General features: G+C 60.0%; 18 protein-coding genes. 12 read left to right on the top strand and 6 right to left on the bottom strand.

The genetic code is table 11. The features are described from left to right. Positions 1 to 107 precede the first annotated feature (107 nt). Together J5M57_RS11260 and J5M57_RS11255 are read right to left on the bottom strand one after the other, a co-directional pair. Positions 108 to 524, bottom strand: coding sequence for a DUF1294 domain-containing protein (locus J5M57_RS11260; RefSeq protein ID WP_207848512.1), 417 nt, complete (start codon positions 522 to 524; stop codon positions 108 to 110). Then, the gene (locus tag J5M57_RS11255; protein ID WP_207848513.1) at positions 521 to 1,351 is read right to left on the bottom strand and encodes an undecaprenyl-diphosphate phosphatase; all 831 of its coding nucleotides are present in this window, start codon (positions 1,349 to 1,351) and stop codon (positions 521 to 523) included. The genes J5M57_RS11260 and J5M57_RS11255 overlap by 4 nt, the downstream gene beginning before the upstream one ends. A gap of 301 nt (positions 1,352 to 1,652) precedes the next feature. On the opposite strand from J5M57_RS11255, the gene J5M57_RS11250 reads away from it, so the two are divergent. From J5M57_RS11250 to J5M57_RS11210, 9 genes are all read left to right on the top strand, one after another. Next, entirely contained in the window at positions 1,653 to 3,287 is a 1,635-nt protein-coding gene (locus tag J5M57_RS11250) for a methyl-accepting chemotaxis protein (protein ID WP_169841611.1), read from the top strand. 149 nt (positions 3,288 to 3,436) lie between these two features. After that, positions 3,437 to 4,000 carry a nicotinamide riboside transporter PnuC gene (pnuC, locus tag J5M57_RS11245; RefSeq protein ID WP_207848514.1) on the top strand — a complete coding sequence of 188 codons (564 nt, stop codon included), beginning with the start codon at positions 3,437 to 3,439 and terminating at the stop codon, positions 3,998 to 4,000. Further along, positions 3,997 to 4,521 carry an AAA family ATPase gene (locus J5M57_RS11240; protein ID WP_207848515.1) on the top strand — a complete coding sequence of 175 codons (525 nt, stop codon included), beginning with the start codon at positions 3,997 to 3,999 and terminating at the stop codon, positions 4,519 to 4,521. The genes pnuC and J5M57_RS11240 overlap by 4 nt, the downstream gene beginning before the upstream one ends. A 335-nt stretch (positions 4,522 to 4,856) precedes the next feature. Then, positions 4,857 to 5,306 (top strand): hypothetical protein, encoded by a 450-nt coding sequence (locus J5M57_RS11235; protein ID WP_169841609.1) that lies wholly within the window; start codon positions 4,857 to 4,859, stop codon positions 5,304 to 5,306. A gap of 1 nt (position 5,307) precedes the next feature. Next, entirely contained in the window at positions 5,308 to 5,880 is a 573-nt protein-coding gene (locus J5M57_RS11230; protein ID WP_207848516.1) for an adhesin, read from the top strand. Positions 5,881 to 5,951: 71 nt separating this feature from the next. Then, positions 5,952 to 6,950, top strand: coding sequence for a heme utilization protein (locus J5M57_RS11225; protein WP_207848517.1), 999 nt, complete (start codon positions 5,952 to 5,954; stop codon positions 6,948 to 6,950). Positions 6,951 to 7,013: 63 nt separating this feature from the next. Then, positions 7,014 to 7,694, top strand: a complete 681-nt coding sequence (locus J5M57_RS11220; protein ID WP_169841606.1) for a C39 family peptidase — start codon at positions 7,014 to 7,016, stop codon at positions 7,692 to 7,694. Positions 7,695 to 7,738: 44 nt separating this feature from the next. Further along, positions 7,739 to 8,485: a hypothetical protein gene (locus J5M57_RS11215; RefSeq protein WP_169841605.1), complete on the top strand. Its 747-nt coding sequence runs from the start codon at positions 7,739 to 7,741 to the stop codon at positions 8,483 to 8,485. Positions 8,486 to 8,530: 45 nt separating this feature from the next. After that, a complete protein-coding gene (locus tag J5M57_RS11210; RefSeq protein ID WP_064587682.1) occupies positions 8,531 to 9,853 on the top strand; it encodes a hypothetical protein in 1,323 nt (440 codons plus the stop codon). Positions 9,854 to 9,940: 87 nt separating this feature from the next. On the opposite strand, the gene J5M57_RS11205 is transcribed toward J5M57_RS11210, so the two are convergent. After that, the gene (locus tag J5M57_RS11205; RefSeq protein WP_083369017.1) at positions 9,941 to 11,266 is read right to left on the bottom strand and encodes a sigma-54 dependent transcriptional regulator; all 1,326 of its coding nucleotides are present in this window, start codon (positions 11,264 to 11,266) and stop codon (positions 9,941 to 9,943) included. Positions 11,267 to 11,610: 344 nt separating this feature from the next. Between J5M57_RS11205 and J5M57_RS11200 the strand changes: the two genes are divergently transcribed. From J5M57_RS11200 to nhaB, 3 genes are all read left to right on the top strand, one after another. After that, positions 11,611 to 11,877: a hypothetical protein gene (locus J5M57_RS11200; protein WP_207848518.1), complete on the top strand. Its 267-nt coding sequence runs from the start codon at positions 11,611 to 11,613 to the stop codon at positions 11,875 to 11,877. A gap of 280 nt (positions 11,878 to 12,157) precedes the next feature. Further along, on the top strand, positions 12,158 to 13,447 hold the full coding sequence (locus J5M57_RS11195; protein WP_207848519.1) for a hypothetical protein: 1,290 nt from the start codon (positions 12,158 to 12,160) through the stop codon (positions 13,445 to 13,447). Positions 13,448 to 13,515: 68 nt separating this feature from the next. Continuing rightward, positions 13,516 to 15,018: a sodium/proton antiporter NhaB gene (nhaB, locus tag J5M57_RS11190; protein WP_207848520.1), complete on the top strand. Its 1,503-nt coding sequence runs from the start codon at positions 13,516 to 13,518 to the stop codon at positions 15,016 to 15,018. A gap of 124 nt (positions 15,019 to 15,142) precedes the next feature. Here the strand turns inward: nhaB and J5M57_RS11185 are convergent, their stop codons facing one another. Genes J5M57_RS11185 through gnd form a run of 3 tightly spaced genes read right to left on the bottom strand, consistent with a single transcriptional unit; the run spans position 15,143 to position 18,473 of the window. Next, complete coding sequence (locus J5M57_RS11185) at positions 15,143 to 15,952, bottom strand: HAD family hydrolase (RefSeq protein WP_207848521.1); 810 nt, start codon at positions 15,950 to 15,952, stop codon at positions 15,143 to 15,145. Beyond that, positions 15,949 to 17,472 (bottom strand): glucose-6-phosphate dehydrogenase, encoded by a 1,524-nt coding sequence (gene zwf / locus J5M57_RS11180; RefSeq protein ID WP_207848522.1) that lies wholly within the window; start codon positions 17,470 to 17,472, stop codon positions 15,949 to 15,951. The genes J5M57_RS11185 and zwf overlap by 4 nt, the downstream gene beginning before the upstream one ends. Continuing rightward, the gene (gnd, locus tag J5M57_RS11175) at positions 17,469 to 18,473 is read right to left on the bottom strand and encodes a phosphogluconate dehydrogenase (NAD(+)-dependent, decarboxylating) (RefSeq protein ID WP_308425080.1); all 1,005 of its coding nucleotides are present in this window, start codon (positions 18,471 to 18,473) and stop codon (positions 17,469 to 17,471) included. The genes zwf and gnd overlap by 4 nt, the downstream gene beginning before the upstream one ends. Position 18,474 lies beyond the last annotated feature (1 nt).

The following is an 18,474-nucleotide window of genomic DNA, read 5'->3' as shown; positions in this document are numbered from 1 at the left end:
CTTGTAGGAGTGAGCCTGCTCGCGATAGCGGTGTATCAGTCGACATCTCTTTGACTGATGCGACGCCATCGCGAGCAGGCTCACTCCTACACGGGATTTGTGGTGATTTAGAACAATGAAAGCAGGTTCGAACCGAGAAACAACTGGTCGATCCAGAACACCTGATGCAGCGCCACGATCGCCCAGAACAGAATCTGAAACGACACCTTGCGCGTCTTGTGCCGGAACACCTGCTGGGCAAGCAGCGCACCGGGCCAGCCGCCGGCCAGCTCCAATGCATGCAGGATGTTTTCCGGGGTGCGCCAGGCGTCGACGCGGGCCTTGCGCTTGTCCGCCCAGTACATGAAAAACGTCAATACGCTGACCACGCCATAGGCGGCCAGCGGTACCAGCGAAATTCCCTGCAGCCACATCGACAGCGCGCCGAACAGCGGCAATGCGCAGACGATCAGCAGCACCGCCAGTTTCAATTTCAGATGCTGAATACCGCCGCCGGACGGGCGACGTGCGCGGGAGTCACTCATGGCTTGGCCGCCGACCAGTCCACCCAGCCGAACTGCCAGGTCGCGAGAATCACCAGACCAAAGACAATCCGATACCAGGCGAACGCCGCGTAGCTGTGGCTGGCGATGAACTTGAGCAGACCGCGCACGGCGATCATGGCGAAGATGAACGCGGTGACGAAGCCAATGGCGAACACCGGGAAGTCCGCCGGTACGAACAGATGGCGATACTTGTAGCCCGAGTACACCGCTGCACCGACCATGGTCGGCATCGCCAGGAAAAACGAGAATTCGGTCGCGGTCTTGCGCGATAGGCCGAACAGCAGGCCACCGATAATCGTCGAACCGGAACGCGAGGTGCCGGGAATCATTGCCAGGCACTGTGCGAAACCGACTTTCAGCGCGTCTTTCCAGGTGATCTCGTCCACGGTTTCGGCGTGCACTGCATGTTGCCGACGCTCGGCCCACAACATGATCACGCCACCCACCACCAGCGCGGTGGCAACGGTGATCGGGTTGAACAGGTATTGATGAATCAGATCAGCAAAAATCACCCCCAACACCACTGCCGGCAGAAACGCGATCAGCAGATTGGCGGTGAAACGCCGCGCACTCGGCTGGGTCGGCAAGCCGATCACTACATCGAGAATCTTGCGGCGAAACTCCCAGACCACCGCGAGGATCGCGCCGAGCTGAATGATGATGTTGAACGCCATGGCCCGTTCGCCGCCGAAGTCGAGCAGGTCGGCGACAATGATCTGGTGTCCGGTACTGGAAATGGGCAAAAACTCCGTCAGCCCCTCTACAACTCCAAGAATCAGTGCCTGCAAGGCGGTCCAAAGATCCATCAATCCCCCAAAGAGCGATGCACGCGGGCATGCTCCGATAATTTTTTTACGTTCACTGCGTTCAGCGTAGCGGTTTGTTGCTGTACCGATTCCGCGCACACAGGATCCACACGAAACGGTCAAAATTCCGTGAAATATCAACTTGGATTCAGGTTTTCGCGCGCGGGGCCGAAATCCTAACAGACAAGCCTTAATAGTGCTGCGGCGTTATACGACTTGGGTCGCGTATGCCCGACCACTCAAACGTGGTTGGATGCTGGCGTTGATTTATTACAAGAAAAAGAAATGGAGTGACAGCGTTATGAACAGCTTGCGCAGTGTGTCGATCAGCCGACGCTTGTGGCTCATTTTGATTGTGGCGGTGGTCATGTTGTTGACCTTGGGCGTGTTGATGCTCAAGCAGATCCACGATGACCTGTACCACGCCAAGGCCCAGAAAACCCAGCATGTAGTGCAGACCGCCAGCGGCCTGCTGACCTACTATCACGACCTGGAAACCGCCGGCACCCTCACCCGCGACGCCGCGCAGAAACAGGCGCTGACCGCCATTCGCGGCCTGCGCTACGACCAAAGCGACTACTTTTGGATCAACGACCTCACACCGGTGATGGTCATGCACCCGACCAACCCCAAGCTTGAAGGCCAGAATCTCTCGGCGATCCGCGACCCGGACGGTTTTGCGGTGTTCAACGAGATGGTCGCGATCGCCAGAAGCAAGGGCGCGGGCATGGTCAATTACCGCTGGCCCAAGCCCGGCGCCAGCGAGCCGGTGGCGAAAACTTCTTACGTCAAACTGTTCGAGCCGTGGGGCTGGGTGCTCGGCTCCGGCGTCTATATCGATGACGTGCAGAGCGAGTTCCAGGGCCAGGTGATCAAGGCTTCGGTAATCGGCTTGGTGATTGCCGTGATCATGGCCCTGCTGGTGATTCTGATTGCCCGCAGCATCGTGCGCCCGTTGCAGGAATCGGTGAACGCCATGGCCAACATCGCCAGCGGCGAAAGCGACCTGACCCGCAGCCTCGACACCCACGGCCAGGACGAAGTCACGCAACTGGCGCATCACTTCAATGCCTTTACCGCCAAGTTGCGCCGGGTCATCGGTGACTTGCAGGTGTCGGCCAGTGCGCTGGGCCAGTCGTCCAGCGAACTGGGCAACGATGCCACCCAGGCCCAGCAACGCAGCCAGCAGCAATCGCAGCAGATGGAGTTGGTGGCGACCGCGATCAACGAAGTGACCTACGGCGTGCAGGACGTGGCAAAAAATGCCGAGCACGCCGCCGCGGAAATGCGCGACGCCGAAGCCCAGGCGCAACAGGGCCAGATCAACATCGATGGCAGCCTGCAACAGATCGACAAGCTGTCCGGGACCATTGATCAGGCGGTCGAAGTGATTCGTACGCTGGCGGCGGAAAGCACGCAGATCGGCAGCGTGCTGGAGGTGATCCGTTCGATTGCCGAGCAGACCAACCTGCTGGCGCTCAATGCGGCCATTGAAGCCGCCCGCGCCGGTGAGCAGGGCCGAGGCTTTGCGGTGGTGGCCGATGAAGTGCGTCTGCTGGCCCAGCGCACGCAGAAATCGACGGCAGAAATCCAGGCCATGATCGAACGTCTGCAGAATCACTCGGAGGCGGCGGTCAAGGTCATCGGCGACAGCAGCAAGGCGTCGCAACTGACCATCGAACAGGCCGGCCTCGCCGGTGCCAGCCTCAACGCCATCGGCCAGGCGCTGCGCAATCTCAATGGTCTGAACGCTTCGATTGCCAGTGCCACGCTGCAACAGGCGCATGTGGTCGAGGACATTAACCAGAACGTGACCCAAGCGGCCGGGCTGTCCCACAGCACGGCGCTGGCGGCGGAACAGTCGAGCGCGGCGAGCGTGAAGCTTGGCCAATTGAGCGAACAACTCAACCAGTTGCTGCGCCAGTTCCGCGTCTAACACCGCTCCCCTGTAGGAGTGAGCCTGCTCGCGTTAGCGTCGTATCAGTCAACCACAGAGTGGCTGAACCACCGCCATCGCGAACAGGCTCACTCCTACAGGTTTTTGGGTACAATCCGCTCCCTCCTCAATTCCCCCAAGGAACCCCCATGTCCGGGCTTGAACTGTTTGCCGCCGCCCTCGGCGTGATCGCCGTCTGGCTGACGGTCAAACAGAACCCGTGGTGCTGGCCGATCGGCCTGGTCATGGTGTTGCTGTACAGCTGGATCTTCTATGACGTGAAGCTGTACTCGGACATGTTGTTGCAAGTGATCTACGCCGCGCTGCAGGTCTACGGCTGGTGGCAATGGACCCGCGCCGGGACGATGCACGACGGGCGCGACGTCACGCGTCTGGACCGGCGCTCGCTCCTGCTCGGCCTGGGCGTGGGCGCCCTCGGCAGCCTGCTGCTGGGCGCAGCCATGGCGCACTGGACCGATGCCGCGCAACCCTGGCTCGATGCGGCGCTGACGGCGTTCAGTCTGGTTGCGCAGTTGTGGATGGCGCAGAAGCGCCTGCAATGCTGGGCGCTGTGGTTTGTGCTGGATGTGATTTTCGTCGGCCTGTTCCTTTACAAGGGCTTGTACCTGACCGCTGCACTGTATGCCCTGTTCACCCTGATTGCCGTGCAAGGCTGGCGTGAGTGGCGCGCCGATCCGGCGTTTCAGCGATGAAAGTCGTTGTCCTCACCGGTCCGGAATCCACCGGCAAGAGCTGGCTGGCTGCCGGCCTTCAGGCACACTTTGGCGGCGTGCGGGTGGATGAATACGTACGCCGGTTCATCGAGCAGAACCCGCGCGATACGTGCCTCAACGACATCCCGCAGATCGCTCGCGGGCAGCTGCAATGGGAAGACCAGGCGCGGGCGCAGCAGCCCGAGCTGCTGATTCTCGACACCCACCTGCTGAGCAATATCCTCTGGAGCCAGACCCTGTTTGGCGCCTGCCCGGCGTGGCTGGAACCTGAGCTGCTGGCGCGGCATTACGACCTGCACCTGTTATTGTCCCCGGAGCAGATCGACTGGACCGACGATGGCCAGCGCTGCCAGCCGCAATTGATCGAGCGGATGGCGTTCTATCAGGCCACTCGCGACTGGCTGGTACAACACGGGCAACCGCTGCAGATCATTCAGGGCAACTGGGATGAACGCCGTGCCCAAGCCTTCGCCGCCGTGGCGCGTTTGTTGGCCGACTGACCACTCGAATGGCCCCTCTCAGGGCCAAAGTGTCCATTCCTGATACACCCTCCCCTGCGCAAAGCAGCCATTTCAATGGCCTTCATCGTTTTGTCAGCCCATCTGTTACGCCGGTGAAACAGCCTTCGGCAAACCCTTGTTCCAGAGCATTGCGCCGCCCCTGACCCCGCCAGTGCCCGCGCGACTGTTTCAGCGCTGAGACAGATGATGTATCAACGCTGCACGCGCCAGCGCCAACCCATTGAAAATCAAGGACAACTCAAAAGCGGCACAGCTTTCGCTCTCTCCTTCCCAACGCTGACAAGAGCCAGCCCACTGAAGAAGGAATTGCCGCCGTGGGGAATATCAATAAAGGCCTGACCTGCCTTCTGCTGATTGGATCAGCGGCCAGCACATTCATCAGTTTCAACGTTCAGGCCGAAGGCAATGGCGTGATCGTTCTCAACCGCGACGTCCAACCGATTGCCATCGGACGCAGCGGCGGCAAAGACCCCTACCCAACCACGGTCAATGCCAACCCTTCTGCTCGCATCGATCAGGCCATGACCAGCACCGAACTCAACGATGGCGATTTTGCCAGTGTCGCCAGCGGCAGTTCGATTCGCAGCAACATGATCACGCCGAATTCGAACATGCCCGGCATGAATGTCCTGACCAATCCCAACGGCCTGCCAGGCATGAGTGCCGGTCACGGCGGCGGCGGTGGCGGCACGATTTCCAACACGATCAATCGCTCGTTGAGCACCGGTCTGGCACCGCTGACCCGCATGGCTGGAGGCCAATGAGATGAATCGTTCCCTTCTGCTGCTTGCCCTCTTCGGCTGCGCCAGCGTGATGGCCGATCCGAGTTCCGTGAACAACGCCGACATCCAGGACACCGGCCTGCAGTACCGCGGCAACTTCAACGTCAACCAGGCCGCCGGCGACCAGATGCAACAGACCAATACCAAAGCAATCGCCATCGGCACTAACGCCAGCGCCACGACCATCGTCAGGCAGAAGCTCGATACCCCTGCCAACCCGTCGATGAACGCCAGCGCCACCATTGGCGGCAACTCGTTCAGTAATGGCAACGGGATCCTCGGTGTGAACCAGGGCGCCGGTGCCAACAACCAGATGGCCAACGTGACGCGCGTCAGCATCAGTGCTGCCCCGCAGAGCGTTGACGACAGCGCCCTGTCGCAGCAGAACGTGGCGCTTTTACCAAGCTCAGGAGCAACTGGTACCTCACCCGGCAGTCGCCAGGTCACGACAAGTGATCAGGCCTTCACCGGCAGCCGAGGGGTAATCCAGGTGAACCAGAGTGCCGGGGTGGGGAACCGCATGGCTAACACCCTGAGCATCCGGGTCGCAGACTGACCCATATAAAAAGCAGTGCAATTAGAAAGTACCAACACTTAACCAACTAATAAGCACGACGGAGTAACACCATGAAAACTACAATGGCTCTCAAACCACTGGTTTTCGCTCTTGCAGCAGTAATGGCAATGGCGGCTCAAGCAGGCGGCAACGATCATGGTAACAACGGCGGTCATGGTCACAACCCTCCTCCACCAAAAGGCCCAACCCTGGAAGAACTGCTGCAAATCGGTGCAGGTGCCGGTGCCGCAGTGCTCGATGTGCAAAACAACGCCGACAACACCGTCCTGAACCAGGGCACCCAGAACAACGCCAACGTCAGCGGCTCGCTGAACGGCGCCAACGGCAACATCGGCGCAAACAATGTGGCCGGTGACGGCAACCAGCAAGACAACGCCGCTGCCCTGGCAACCGCCGACGAAAGTTTCATCTTCGGCTCTGCGGTGTCCGCTTCCAGCGCTACTCAAGTCAACAGCAATAACACCGTTGGCAACTACTCCACCACTAACAACGCCAGCCTGAACAACGTCGGCAACAATGGCTCAGGTAACATCGGCGTGAACAACGCTGCCGGCAACTTCAACCAACAGAAAAACAACCTGGCAATCGCTGTGTCCGGTGGTCGTGTAGCGCAAGCCGCTGCTGCCGCCAACCAAAGCACCACCGGTCTGCAAGTCGGCAACAACGGCACTCAGACCTACAAAAAAGACACCCTCACTGGCACTGTCGCCGCCGTCGGCGTATTCGGCGCCGTGGGCGAAGCTACCATCAAGGGTGACAGCCACGGCGGTGGCGGTTATGGCAGCAACGACAAAGGCCATGGCGGTAGCGGCGGCAGCAAAGATCAGAAAGCTACCTTCGAAGCCGTGGGTGCCTTCGGCCTGGCTGGCGTCACCACTCAACAAGTGCTGACTCCAGACGGCTGGAAAAACCCAGTTACCAACAACGCCAACATGACCAACGTCGGCAACAACTGGTCCGGCAACGGTGGCTTCAACAACGCCGCTGGTGTTGGCAACCAACAAAGCAACTCGCTGTCCATCGCTGCAGGTTGCAAAGCCTGCATGTAATCGCGATCGAAACGAAAGCCCCGGAAACGGGGCTTTTCCTCAGTCCGCAAAGGCGTATCGATCATGCGTAAGACTGCCTTTATCGCCCTGCTTTGCCTGTCCGGCCTGACCCAGGCTGCCCAGATGCCTATCGCTGCCCTGCCCGGCGGCGTACTCGTCTACAAGCACGTGCAAAGCATCCGTGAACGCAAGTTTGCCGACATCGTCGAACAAAAAACCGATTTCAGCTGCGGCGCCGCCGCACTGGCCACGGTACTGCGCCAGGCTTATTGGCTCGACGTCGATGAAGAGCACATCATCAAAGGCATGCTGGTCAACGCTGACCAGGACCTTGTTCGTACTCAAGGGTTTTCCATGCTGGACATGAAGCGCTACGTAGAAAGCATCGGCATGCGCGCCAGGGGCTACAAGATCCCGCCGGAAAAACTCGACGACGTAACAATCCCGGTGGTGGTACTGATGGAAATTCGCGGCTACAAGCATTTTGTGGTGCTGCAGCGTTCGGACAAGGATTGGGTTTACATCGGAGATCCGGTTCTAGGCCACAAACGCTACGCCCATGATGACTTTGTCAAAGGTTGGAACGGCATTGTCTTCGCTATCGTCGGCCCCGGTTATGACAAAACCAATGCATTACGCAGTCCACCGACGCCGCTGACCGCAAAGAACAATCTGGATAACTTCAACCCTGTCAGAGATGCCGAATTGATGGACTTCGGGTTCATACAGAGCGACTTCTTTTAATCGCCGATTATAAAGAATGGGGCTGGATGTCCCGGGAGCAGCAGATGAAAACCTCATACTGGCTGGCCGCCGCCTGCCTGGCAGCGAGCGCGTCAGGCTATGCCAATGCAGGGTTCAAACCTATCGAAATCAATGATCATGAGCTCTCCGAGCTACGCGGTCGTTACGTCATGCCGGGGCGGATCATCAGCTTCGGCATTGTCATGAGCAGTACCTGGCGCAACGCCAGCGGTGATCTGATCGGCGCTGCGACGTCGATGCAAATCCAGGCCGCCACGATCAAACCGGAATTCTACGTCTCGACCATCAAGGAACAGGGCAATGGCAGTACCCCGACTCAGGGCACTGGCAGCGTCGTGGGTGGCGCGGCACTCAACAGCAGTCAGGGCGTGACCCAGAGCGTACGCGCCGCCGGTGACGGCAACACCGCCAACAACAACGTGGCAATCAACGTCAAAGAAGCCAACACGCCGCCTCCACTGGCCCCCGCACAAGGCCAGGCCCTGATGGCCGGGCAGACCATCGGCGCCAATAACGCTGCAGGCAGCGTCGCCGTTTCGGCCACCGGCAGCGGCGTGCAGATGGCGATCCAGGCCTCGGGGAATCAGGGCACGGCCCTGCAACAAGTAGCCCAGGGTGGCCTGCTGCAGAACACGCGCCTGCTGGGCAGCGCCAACGTGGTCAACAACATGACCCAACTCAATGTTGTGCTTAACAATAACGGCATCAGCCCCGGCGCACTGGACTGCAACCTGACTCAACTCAGGGCCCTACGCAATATCGGATATTGAACTACGCTGACTCTCGATCATTGGGCTTAAAGGGACGGCTTATTCATGTATCGATCAGTATCACTGCGTGCCGCTGTATGTTTGAGTACTCTTCTACCCGCGGCGATGCTGCAAGCAGCACCCGACGCAGATGTGGAGACCCTGAAACAGGAGCTTCTGGAGCTGAAGCAACGATACGAAGTACAACAGAAGGCCCTGGCGGTGCTCGAACAACGGGTCCGTCAGGTCGAAGACCAACCGGCGGCGCCGCAGCCCAAACGGCTGGCCAAGTCGCCGTCTGACATGAAAGGCAATCCGAAAGTCGCCACCAGTACCGGGGCTCCCGGGACTGGCGCGGCGGCAGCGTCGGGGGGCGCGGCCGGAGGGAGTGGCGCTTCGTACGGCCAGTCGCTGGCAGACGATTCACAACCGGCACAGAGTGTGTCCAACCTCTACGACGAGGCCAGCGGCTTCTTCGGCGGCGGCAAGTTCAGCTTTGAGACCGGCGTGACTTACTCGCGCTACGACACTCGTCAACTGATCCTCAACGGCTTTCTGGCCCTGGACTCGATCTTTCTGGGCAACATCAACCTCGACCGGATCAAGGCCGATACCTGGACGCTGGACCTGACCGGTCGCTACAACTTCGACAACCGTTGGCAGTTCGACGTGAACGTGCCGGTGGTTTACCGCGAATCGACCTACCAGTCCGGCGGGGGTAACGGTGGTGCGTCGAACGTCACGACGGAGCAGGATGTTTCGCGCGACCCGACCATCGGCGACGTCAACTTCGGCATCGCTTACAAGTTCCTCGACGAGTCGGTCAACACCCCGGACGCCGTGGTGACCCTGCGGGTCAAGGCGCCAACCGGCAAGGATCCGTTCGGGATCAAGCTGCGCCAGACCGACGCCAACTCCAACCTGTTCGTGCCTGACACGCTGCCTACCGGTAACGGTGTCTGGTCGATCACACCCGGGGTCTCGCTGGTCAAGACGTTCGACCCGGCAGTGCTGTTCGGCAGCTTGTCCTACACCCACAACCTGGAGGAGTCGTTCGACGACATCAGTTCGACCGTCAACCAGAAAACCCCGGGCAAGGTCAGCATCGGCGACAGCTTCCAGATCGGCGCCGGTATTGCGTTTGCACTGAACGAAAAGATGAGTATGTCGTTTTCGATGTCTGATCTGGTGCAACGCAGGAGCAAACTCAAACCCGATGGCGGGGATTGGCAATCGGTGGTGTCCAGTGACGCCAACGCGGGTTACTTCAACGTCGGCATGACCATTGCCGCCACGCCTAACCTGACTATCGTGCCCAACCTGTCGATCGGCATGACCCCGGATGCCCCCGACTTTTCCTTCAGCCTGAAATTCCCGTACTACTTCTAAGCAGCAGATCAGAAAAGATCGCAGCCTGCGGCAACTTCAACAGGTATTACACCTGTAGGAGCTGCCGCAGGCTGCGATCTTTTGCTTTTAGCGAATCTGGTGCTTGTGCAGCAAGCGATAAAACGTCGGCCGCGACACCCCCAGCACCTTCGCCGCCACACTCAGATTATCGCTGTGCCGATTCAATACATCACACAATGCCTGGCGCTCGGCCCGGGTCTTGTAGTCTTCGAGCGTGCCCATCGGTGTGCTGATCGAATGCTGGCTGATCAATCCCAGATCCCGGGCTTCGATCTGCCGCCCTTCCGCCAATACCAAGCCCCGTCGTACTCGGTTGGCCAGTTCGCGCACATTGCCCGGCCAGTCGTGTTTGCCCATGGCGATCAACGCATCCTCGCTGAAGCTGCGTGGACGGCGCCCGGTTTCGTGGCTGTAGAAGTGGGAAAAGTGGTTGGCCAGCATCGACAGATCACCGTGGCGTTCGCGCAACGGCGCAGTCACTACTTGCAGCACATTGAGCCGGTAATACAGGTCTTCGCGAAAACGCTTTTTCTCGATAGCCGCTTCGAGGTCGACGTGAGTGGCCGCCAGCACGCGAACATCAACCGGGATCGGCTGACTGCCACCGACGCGCTCGATGTGTTTTTCCTGGAGAAAGCGCAACAGATTGGCCTGCAGTTCCAGGGGCAGATCGCCGATTTCATCGAGAAACAAGGTGCCACCGTTGGCCGCCTCGATACGTCCGACCTTGCGCTGGTGCGCACCGGTGAAAGCGCCTTTTTCATGGCCGAACAGTTCGGACTGAATCAAGTGCTCGGGAATTGCCCCGCAATTGATCGCGACAAAAGGCTTGTTATGGCGTTGTGACTGGCGATGCAAGGTGCGCGCGACCAGTTCTTTGCCGGTGCCGCTTTCACCACGAATCAGTACCGGGGATTCGGTCGGCGCCAGTTTGCTCAATAATTTGCGCAGCTCGCGGATCGGTTTGCTATCGCCGAGCAATTCGTGTTCAGGCTGATCGATGTGAATCGTCCCCTGCCCGCGCAAACGCGCCATGCCAAACGCCCGCCCCAGAGTCACCTGGACCCGCGAAACATCGAACGGCAAGGTGTGGAAGTCGAAAAACCATTCGCAGACGAAGTCGCCGACGTTCTGCAGGCGCAGGACTTCCTGATTCAACACGGCGATCCACTCGGTGCCGCTGCGGCTGATCAGTTCCTTGACCGCTTCGGGTCGTTCCAGATGAAAAGGCTGCAATCGCAGCAATCCGACATCGCAACTGCGGTCGCCGGCATTTTCCAGGGTACAGCTGTCAACATCCCACCCCACCGCGCGCAAACCGGGCAACAGCCGGTGACAGTCGTCGCACGGGTCGACCACCAATAAACGTCGTAACGCAGGCGCTTCGATCATGACTGTTCCTTGGCGCCAAATTTAAGGAAATTATTGTAAAAACAGTCATTTGGCAGACCCGACTGTAACATTAGCAAGAAATTGACGGAGCCTTGTATCGATTGCTTATAGATGTACAAGCTAACGAGTTATAAGAAACGAGTTTATTAGTTAGCTATCGAGTTGAATCTTTCACCCAGCTTTCAAAAACTGTCGGAATCCTGAGCCGGCGAAATAAAGTTGAAATTTCTTTGTGTCGTGTGTGACCTGCCACCGGGTTGCGTGCATCAGTACAAGTAACCAGCCGAACGGTAAGCCCAACCGACGGCACATCACTTGATTGGGCACGACAGAGAGAAGACCCCATGACCGCCCCGCTCCGTATCAACGAAGCTCTTTTGATTGCCAACCACGCGTTCAAACCCTTCCAGTGCGTGGCCTGGGCCCAACAAGACGGTAACGGCGAACTGAACCTGACCGTTATCGACCGGACCAACTCGCACATCGGCCGCAAGCAGATTCCGAGCAGTGCTTACTCCGATCCTGCGCAACTTGAGCAACTGCTGCAACAGGCACGTGCCGAACTGAAGAACGAAGGTTATTCGCTGAAATCGTGGTCGATGCCAAACTAATCAGAGGGCAACGCGGGTGACTGTAAGGTCATCCGCCCCGTTCTTCGTTAGTTATTTGCCAGGTTTTATCTCCCGGTACTTTTGTACAACTTCTTTTAAAGCGTCAGGCGCCATTGCTTGTCTCGCTTTCATTTGGTTCAAAAAGACACTGTTCTGGCACAGTGCGACCCTCCACCTGTTAGTTATCTCAGTTGTACTTCGGCGTATTCAGGGATTGAATGTTTCGCTCATGCAGTTACCCGCCCCCTCGGGCCTGGTCAACTTGCAAGGAGAGGCATGCATGACCACCCAGAACGCCTTTGCGCTCCTGACGCCGCTGAATAACGCCGGACAACTCGACAGACGTTTTGCCCACACAGGCATCGCCCAGGTGTATTTTGCCGGGAGCCGGTCCAGCATGACCCAAGGGCTGGCGCTGGATGCTCAAGGCCGGCTGCTGGTGGCCGCCAAGGTCGGCACCGCGGACGGCAGCCGTTTCGGGCTGGCGCGAATGCTCGCCGACGGCTCTGCCGATCTGAGCTTCGGTGTTCAAGGCAGCGTGATCGGCGAGTTCGCCCCCGGCTTCGAAGCCATGGGCGCCAAGGTGCAGGTCTTGGCGGACGGACGAATCCTGCTGGGGGGTCTGCACTATGAAAACGCCCATCGCACGCTGCCCGCCCTCGCCCTGTTCGACGCCCACGGCGCACCTGATCCGACATTTGGCGACAACGGCCGGCAAGTCGTGTGCCTGCCCGGCGATCTGTCCATCGGTTCGCGTGACCCCTGGCTGCCACCCGGCGTGCCGGGCGCCGAAGCCTGCGACATCGCCGTGCAAGACGACGGGAAAATTCTGCTGATCGCCAATCACCACTTCGAACTGGCCGATCACGCCGGCATGCTGATTCGCCTGACCGCAAACGGCGCACTCGATCCGGATTTCAATAAGCGCGGCTTCGTGATGATCCGTCACCTGCTGCTCAATACTTGGCTCAACAGCCTCCTGCTACAGGAGGATGGGCGCATCATTGTCGCAGGCTCCATTGATTTCCCCCAGGAAGGCCTGGTGGCGCGTTATCTGCCTGACGGGCGTCTGGATGAGCGCTTTGCCGTGGATGGCTTTCTCGCCTTCAAGGCCCAGGGGCAAAGCGCGATGGTCAGTCAGGTGCTTTATTCAATGGAGCATCTGCACTGTTTTGGCAGCAGTCGCGATCCGATCCGCTGTATGGCGTTGAGCCTGCATTCCAACGGTCGCCCGGCGTCGCATAACTACGCTGGCCACCCACACCTTCTGGAAATCGGCCCCAGTGGCTGCCAGTGGAGCGCCGCCCAGTGCATGGCGGATGGCCGAATCATAGCGGCGGGCGCAACGATTGGCGGTATCGAGGCGGACTTCATCGTGGCGCGTTACCTGCCCGACGGCCGCCTGGACACGCAGTTCGGCAATGGCCACGGCTGGCAACGCACGCGCTTGGGCCGTAGCCTGGACACCGCCAACTCGCTCGCAGTGCAGGCCGACGGTCACATTCTGGTGGGCGGCTACTCGCTGGACGGCAACTACCGGGCCGTGGTCGCGCGTTATCTGAATCAATAACCCCGCAACACTTGAACTTGCCTGGCTCTTGCGGCAACTTGCGCGCTTCTTAATACAAGGAGCAACCGATGTCCGGTTCACTGGCCCAGGCGTTCGCGCACAATTTCCTCGGGCATTCGCCCCGCTGGTACAAGGCGTGCATCGTCGGGTTCCTGATCCTCAATGCCGTGGTGTTGTTCACGGTCGGCCCGGTCGCTGCCGGCTGGCTGCTGGTGATCGAATTCATTTTCACCCTGGCGATGGCGCTCAAGTGCTATCCGCTGATGCCCGGCGGCCTACTGCTGATCGAAGCCTTGCTGCTGAAGATGACCACCCCGCAGGCGCTGTACGACGAGCTCGTGCACAATTTCCCGGTGATCCTGCTGCTGATGTTCATGGTCGCCGGCATCTATTTCATGAAGGATCTGCTGCTGTTTCTGTTCTCGCGGCTGCTGCTGGGCGTGCGCTCGAAAGCGATTCTGGCGTTGATGTTCTGCTTCCTGTCGGCGTTTCTCTCGGCGTTTCTCGATGCCTTGACCGTCACCGCCGTGATCATCAGCGCGGCCGTTGGCTTCTATTCGGTTTACCACCGCGTGGCCTCGGGCAACGATCCGCGCCAGGACAGCCAGTTCAGTGACGATCGACACCTGCCGGCGCTGCACCATGATGATCTGGAACAGTTTCGTGCGTTCCTGCGCAGCCTGCTGATGCATGGCGCGGTCGGCACGGCACTGGGCGGGGTCTGCACCCTGGTCGGCGAGCCGCAGAACCTGTTGATCGGTCATGAAATGGGCTGGCACTTCGCCGAGTTCTTCCAGAAAGTCGCGCCAGTCTCCCTGCCGGTGCTGGCCGCAGGCCTGGTGACCTGCGTGTTGCTGGAAAAACTGCGCTGGTTTGGCTACGGCACCCTGCTGCCGGACAACGTGCGCGCAGTGCTGGCCAACTATGCCGCTGAAGACAACGCCGAACGCACCGCACGCCAGCGTGCCGCCCTGCTGGTGCAAGGGGCTGCTGCGTTGATCCTGATTGGTTGCCTGGCGTTTCACGTCGCTGAGGTCGGCCTGATCGGCCTGATGGTCATCGTGTTGATCACGGCCTTCACCGGCATCACCGACGAACATCGCCTGGGCAATGCGTTCAGGGACGCCATGCCGTTCACTGCTTTGTTGGTGGTGTTCTTCGCCGTGGTCGCGGTGATTCACGATCAGCAGTTGTTCGCGCCGCTGATCCAGTGGGTGCTGGCGCTGCCGGCGGAGCAACAGCCGGGCATGCTGTTTATCGCCAACGGCCTGCTCTCGGCGATCAGCGACAACGTGTTCGTCGCCACGATCTACATTACCGAAGTGAAACAGGCATTCCTCTCCGGGCACATGAGCCGCGAGCACTTCGAAACCCTGGCAATCGCGATCAACACCGGCACCAACTTGCCGAGCGTGGCGACACCCAATGGTCAGGCCGCGTTCCTGTTCCTACTGACGTCGGCGATTGCCCCGCTGATACGCTTGTCGTACGGGCGAATGGTGTGGATGGCGTTGCCGTACACCTTTGTGATGGGCTTGTTGGGCTGGTATGCCGTGAGCTACTGGCTCTGACAAGCACTGAATAAACCTGTGGGAGCGAGCCTGCTCGCGAAGAGGGAGTGTCAGACAACAGATTCGTTGAATGACACACCGCTTTCGCGAGCAGGCTCGCTCCCACATTTGGTTTTGCGTGCTTTCAGTCAGGAAGGATGTACTTTTCGATCGCTTGGGCCACGCCGTCTTCCGTGTTCGGCGCGGTCACGACGTCGGCCTGACGCTTCACTGTCTCATCCGCCTGCCCCATGGCAATCGACAAGCCCGCACACTTGAACATCGCCGGGTCGTTGCCGCCATCGCCAATCGCTGCGGTCTGTTCCAGTGCGATACCGAGGTGCGCGGCAATGGTCGCCAGCGCAGTGCCCTTGTTCGCTTCCAGCGCCGTCACATCCAGATACACCGGTTGCGAACGCGAGACCTGGGCCATGCCGCTGACCTTGGCCAACAGGCGCGCCTCGAGCTCGATCAGCAAATCGGTGTTGTTGCTGGTGGCGACGATCTTGTCGATGCGTTCCAGGTACGGCTCGAAACTTTCGACCACCACTGGCGGATAACCGAGGCCGTGCTGTTCGCGCGGCACCATCGGCCCGTGCGGATCCTTGAGCAACCAGTCGCCACCACTGAACACCCAGATTTCGACATCCGGTTGATCAGCAAACAACGACAGGGCAGTCAGCGCCGTCGTCGCCGGCAGGTAATGCGCCACCAGCAGACTGCCGTCCGGATTGACGATGGTGCCGCCATTGAACGCTGCGGTTGGCAGATCGACGCCCAAGGCTTCGATCTGCTGCAGCATGGCTTTGGGCGGGCGCCCGGTCGCCAGGCTGAACAACACGCCGGCCTCTCGCAACGAACGAACGGCATCGATAGTGCGCTGACTCAGGCTATGATCGGGCAGCAACAGGGTGCCGTCCATGTCACTGAGCACAAAACGGATCGACTGACTCATCCCAGACCATGCCAGACGCGACCATCGCGAGTCAGCAGATCATTGGCGGCTTGCGGGCCGTCTTCGCCGGCGGCGTAGGTCTGCACGCTGGCGTCCTGCTGCCAGGCGTCCAGGAACGGTTGCACCGCGCGCCAGCCGTTCTCGATGTTGTCGGCGCGCTGGAACAGCGTCTGGTCGCCGGTCAGGCAGTCGTAGATCAGCGTTTCATAGCCGGTGGACGGCTGCATCTCGAAGAAATCCTTGTAGGCGAAGCCCAGTTCGATGTTGGCCATGTTCAGCGCCGGCCCCGGCCGCTTGGCCAGCAGGTCGAACCACATGCCTTCGTTGGGCTGGATCTGGATGCGCAGATAAGTCGGCTGCAGCTCGTCGACTTCGGTGTCACGGAACTGCGCGTACGGCGCCGGTTTGAAGCAGATGACAATCTCGGTGTCGCGCACGCTCATGCGCTTGCCGGTGCGCAGGTAGAACGGCACGCCGACCCAGCGCCAGTTGTCGATCATGACTTTCAGCGCGACGTAGGTTTCGGTGTTGCTGTCGGGCGACACGTTGGCTTCCTGGCGATAGCCGTTCAACGCCTTGCCATCGACTTCGCCGGCGCTGTACTGGCCGCGAACCGAATTGGCCCGCGCCTCTTCGACGGTCCACGGGCGGATCGCGCCGACCACTTTGGCCTTCTCGCCACGCACGGCATCGGCGCCGAACGCGGCCGGTGGCTCCATGGCGACCATTGCCAGCAACTGAAACAGGTGATTGGGCACCATGTCGCGCAGCGCACCAGTGTGCTCGTAAAAACTGCCACGGGTTTCAACGCCAACGGTTTCGGCGGCGGTGATCTGCACGTGGTCGATGTAATGGTTGTTCCAGAACGCTTCGAACAGGCTGTTGGAGAACCGGCTGACCAGAATGTTCTGCACGGTTTCCTTGCCCAGATAATGGTCGATCCGATAGATCTGCTTCTCGGACATGACCTTGAGCAAACAGGCGTTCAACGCCTCGGCGGTTTGCAGGTCGGAGCCGAACGGCTTCTCGATCACCACCCTTCTGAACGCTTCGGGGGTTTCCTCCAGCAGTCTGGCGGCGCCGAGACGGCGCACCACTTCACTGAAGAAACGCGGCGCGGTGGCCAGGTAGAACACCGCATTGCCGGTGCCGCTGTCGGCGATTTTCGCCGCCAGCGCGGAATAAGTGCTGTCGTCCAGGAAGTCGCCCTGGACGTAGCTGATACCTTTGGCGAGCTTGGCCCACAAGGCCGGATCCAGCATCTGATCGCCCTTGCCGACCTTCGCCGCCACTTCGGTACGGATGAAGTCTTCGAGTTTTTGCGCGAAGGCTTCATCGGAGATGGCGTTGTGGTCAACGCCGACGATCCGCAGACCATCATCAAGCAAGCCGTCGCGACTGAGGTTGTACAGCGCCGGCATCAGCAAGCGCTTGACCAGGTCGCCGTGGGCACCGAACAAAAACAGCGTGGTCGGTGGAGCGGGTTCTGCCTTGGATTTTCTGCGGATCGTATGGGTCATTTCTTCGGTATCTCCACATGGCCGCCGAAGCCGAAGCGCTGGGCCGAAAGAATCTTGTCGCCAAAGGTGCCCTGACCACGCGAACGGTAGCGCGAGAACAGCGAGTTCGACAGCACCGGTACCGGCACCGCTTGCTCCATGGCCGCCTCGATGGTCCATTGGCCTTCGCCGCTGTCAGCCACCGAACCGGAGAAACCGTCGAGCTTCGGATCGCTCGCCAGCGCGTCGGCGGTCAGGTCGAGCAGCCAGGACGACACGACGCTGCCACGACGCCAGACTTCGGCGATGTCGGCCACGTTCAAGTCGAAACGCTGATCTTCCGGCAGACGCTCGCTGGACTTGGTCTTGAGGATGTCGAAGCCCTCGGCGAACGCGGCCATCATGCCGTACTCGATGCCGTTGTGAATCATCTTCACGAAGTGCCCGGCACCGGCAGGACCGGCGTGGATGTAGCCGTGCTCGGCGCGGTGATCATCGGACTTGCGATCCTTGGTGCGCGGAATCTCGCCCATGCCCGGCGCCAATGCAGCGAACAGCGGGTCCAGACGGGTAACGGTCTCGGCATCGCCGCCGATCATCATGCAGTAGCCGCGCTCCAGGCCCCAGACGCCGCCGGAGGTGCCGACGTCGATGTAGTGCAGGCCCTTCTCGGCCAGGGTCTTGGCCCGGCGAATGTCATCCTTATAGTTGGTGTTGCCGCCGTCGATGATGGTATCGCCGGCTTCAAGCAAGTCGCTCAGGGTGTTGATGGTGTCTTCGGTCGGCGCGCCGGCCGGCAGCATGACCCATACGGCGCGTGGCTTGGCCAGGCCGGCGACCAGCGCAGGCAGGTCGGCAACGCCGGTGGCGCCCTCGGCGGCCAGGGTGTCGACAAAGGCGGTATTGCGGTCGTAAACAACGGTGGTATGCCCGTTGAGCATCAGACGCCGCGCAATATTGCCGCCCATGCGGCCCAGTCCAATAATCCCGAGTTGCATGTGCTGATGCTCCTTACTACAGATA

It is taken from the genome of Pseudomonas sp. 86_A, from assembly GCF_017491705.1.
Lineage (GTDB): Bacteria > Pseudomonadota > Gammaproteobacteria > Pseudomonadales > Pseudomonadaceae > Aquipseudomonas > Aquipseudomonas koreensis.
The sequence above is the reverse complement of the archived record's forward strand: the minus strand, read 5'-3'. Positions and strand labels throughout refer to the sequence as shown.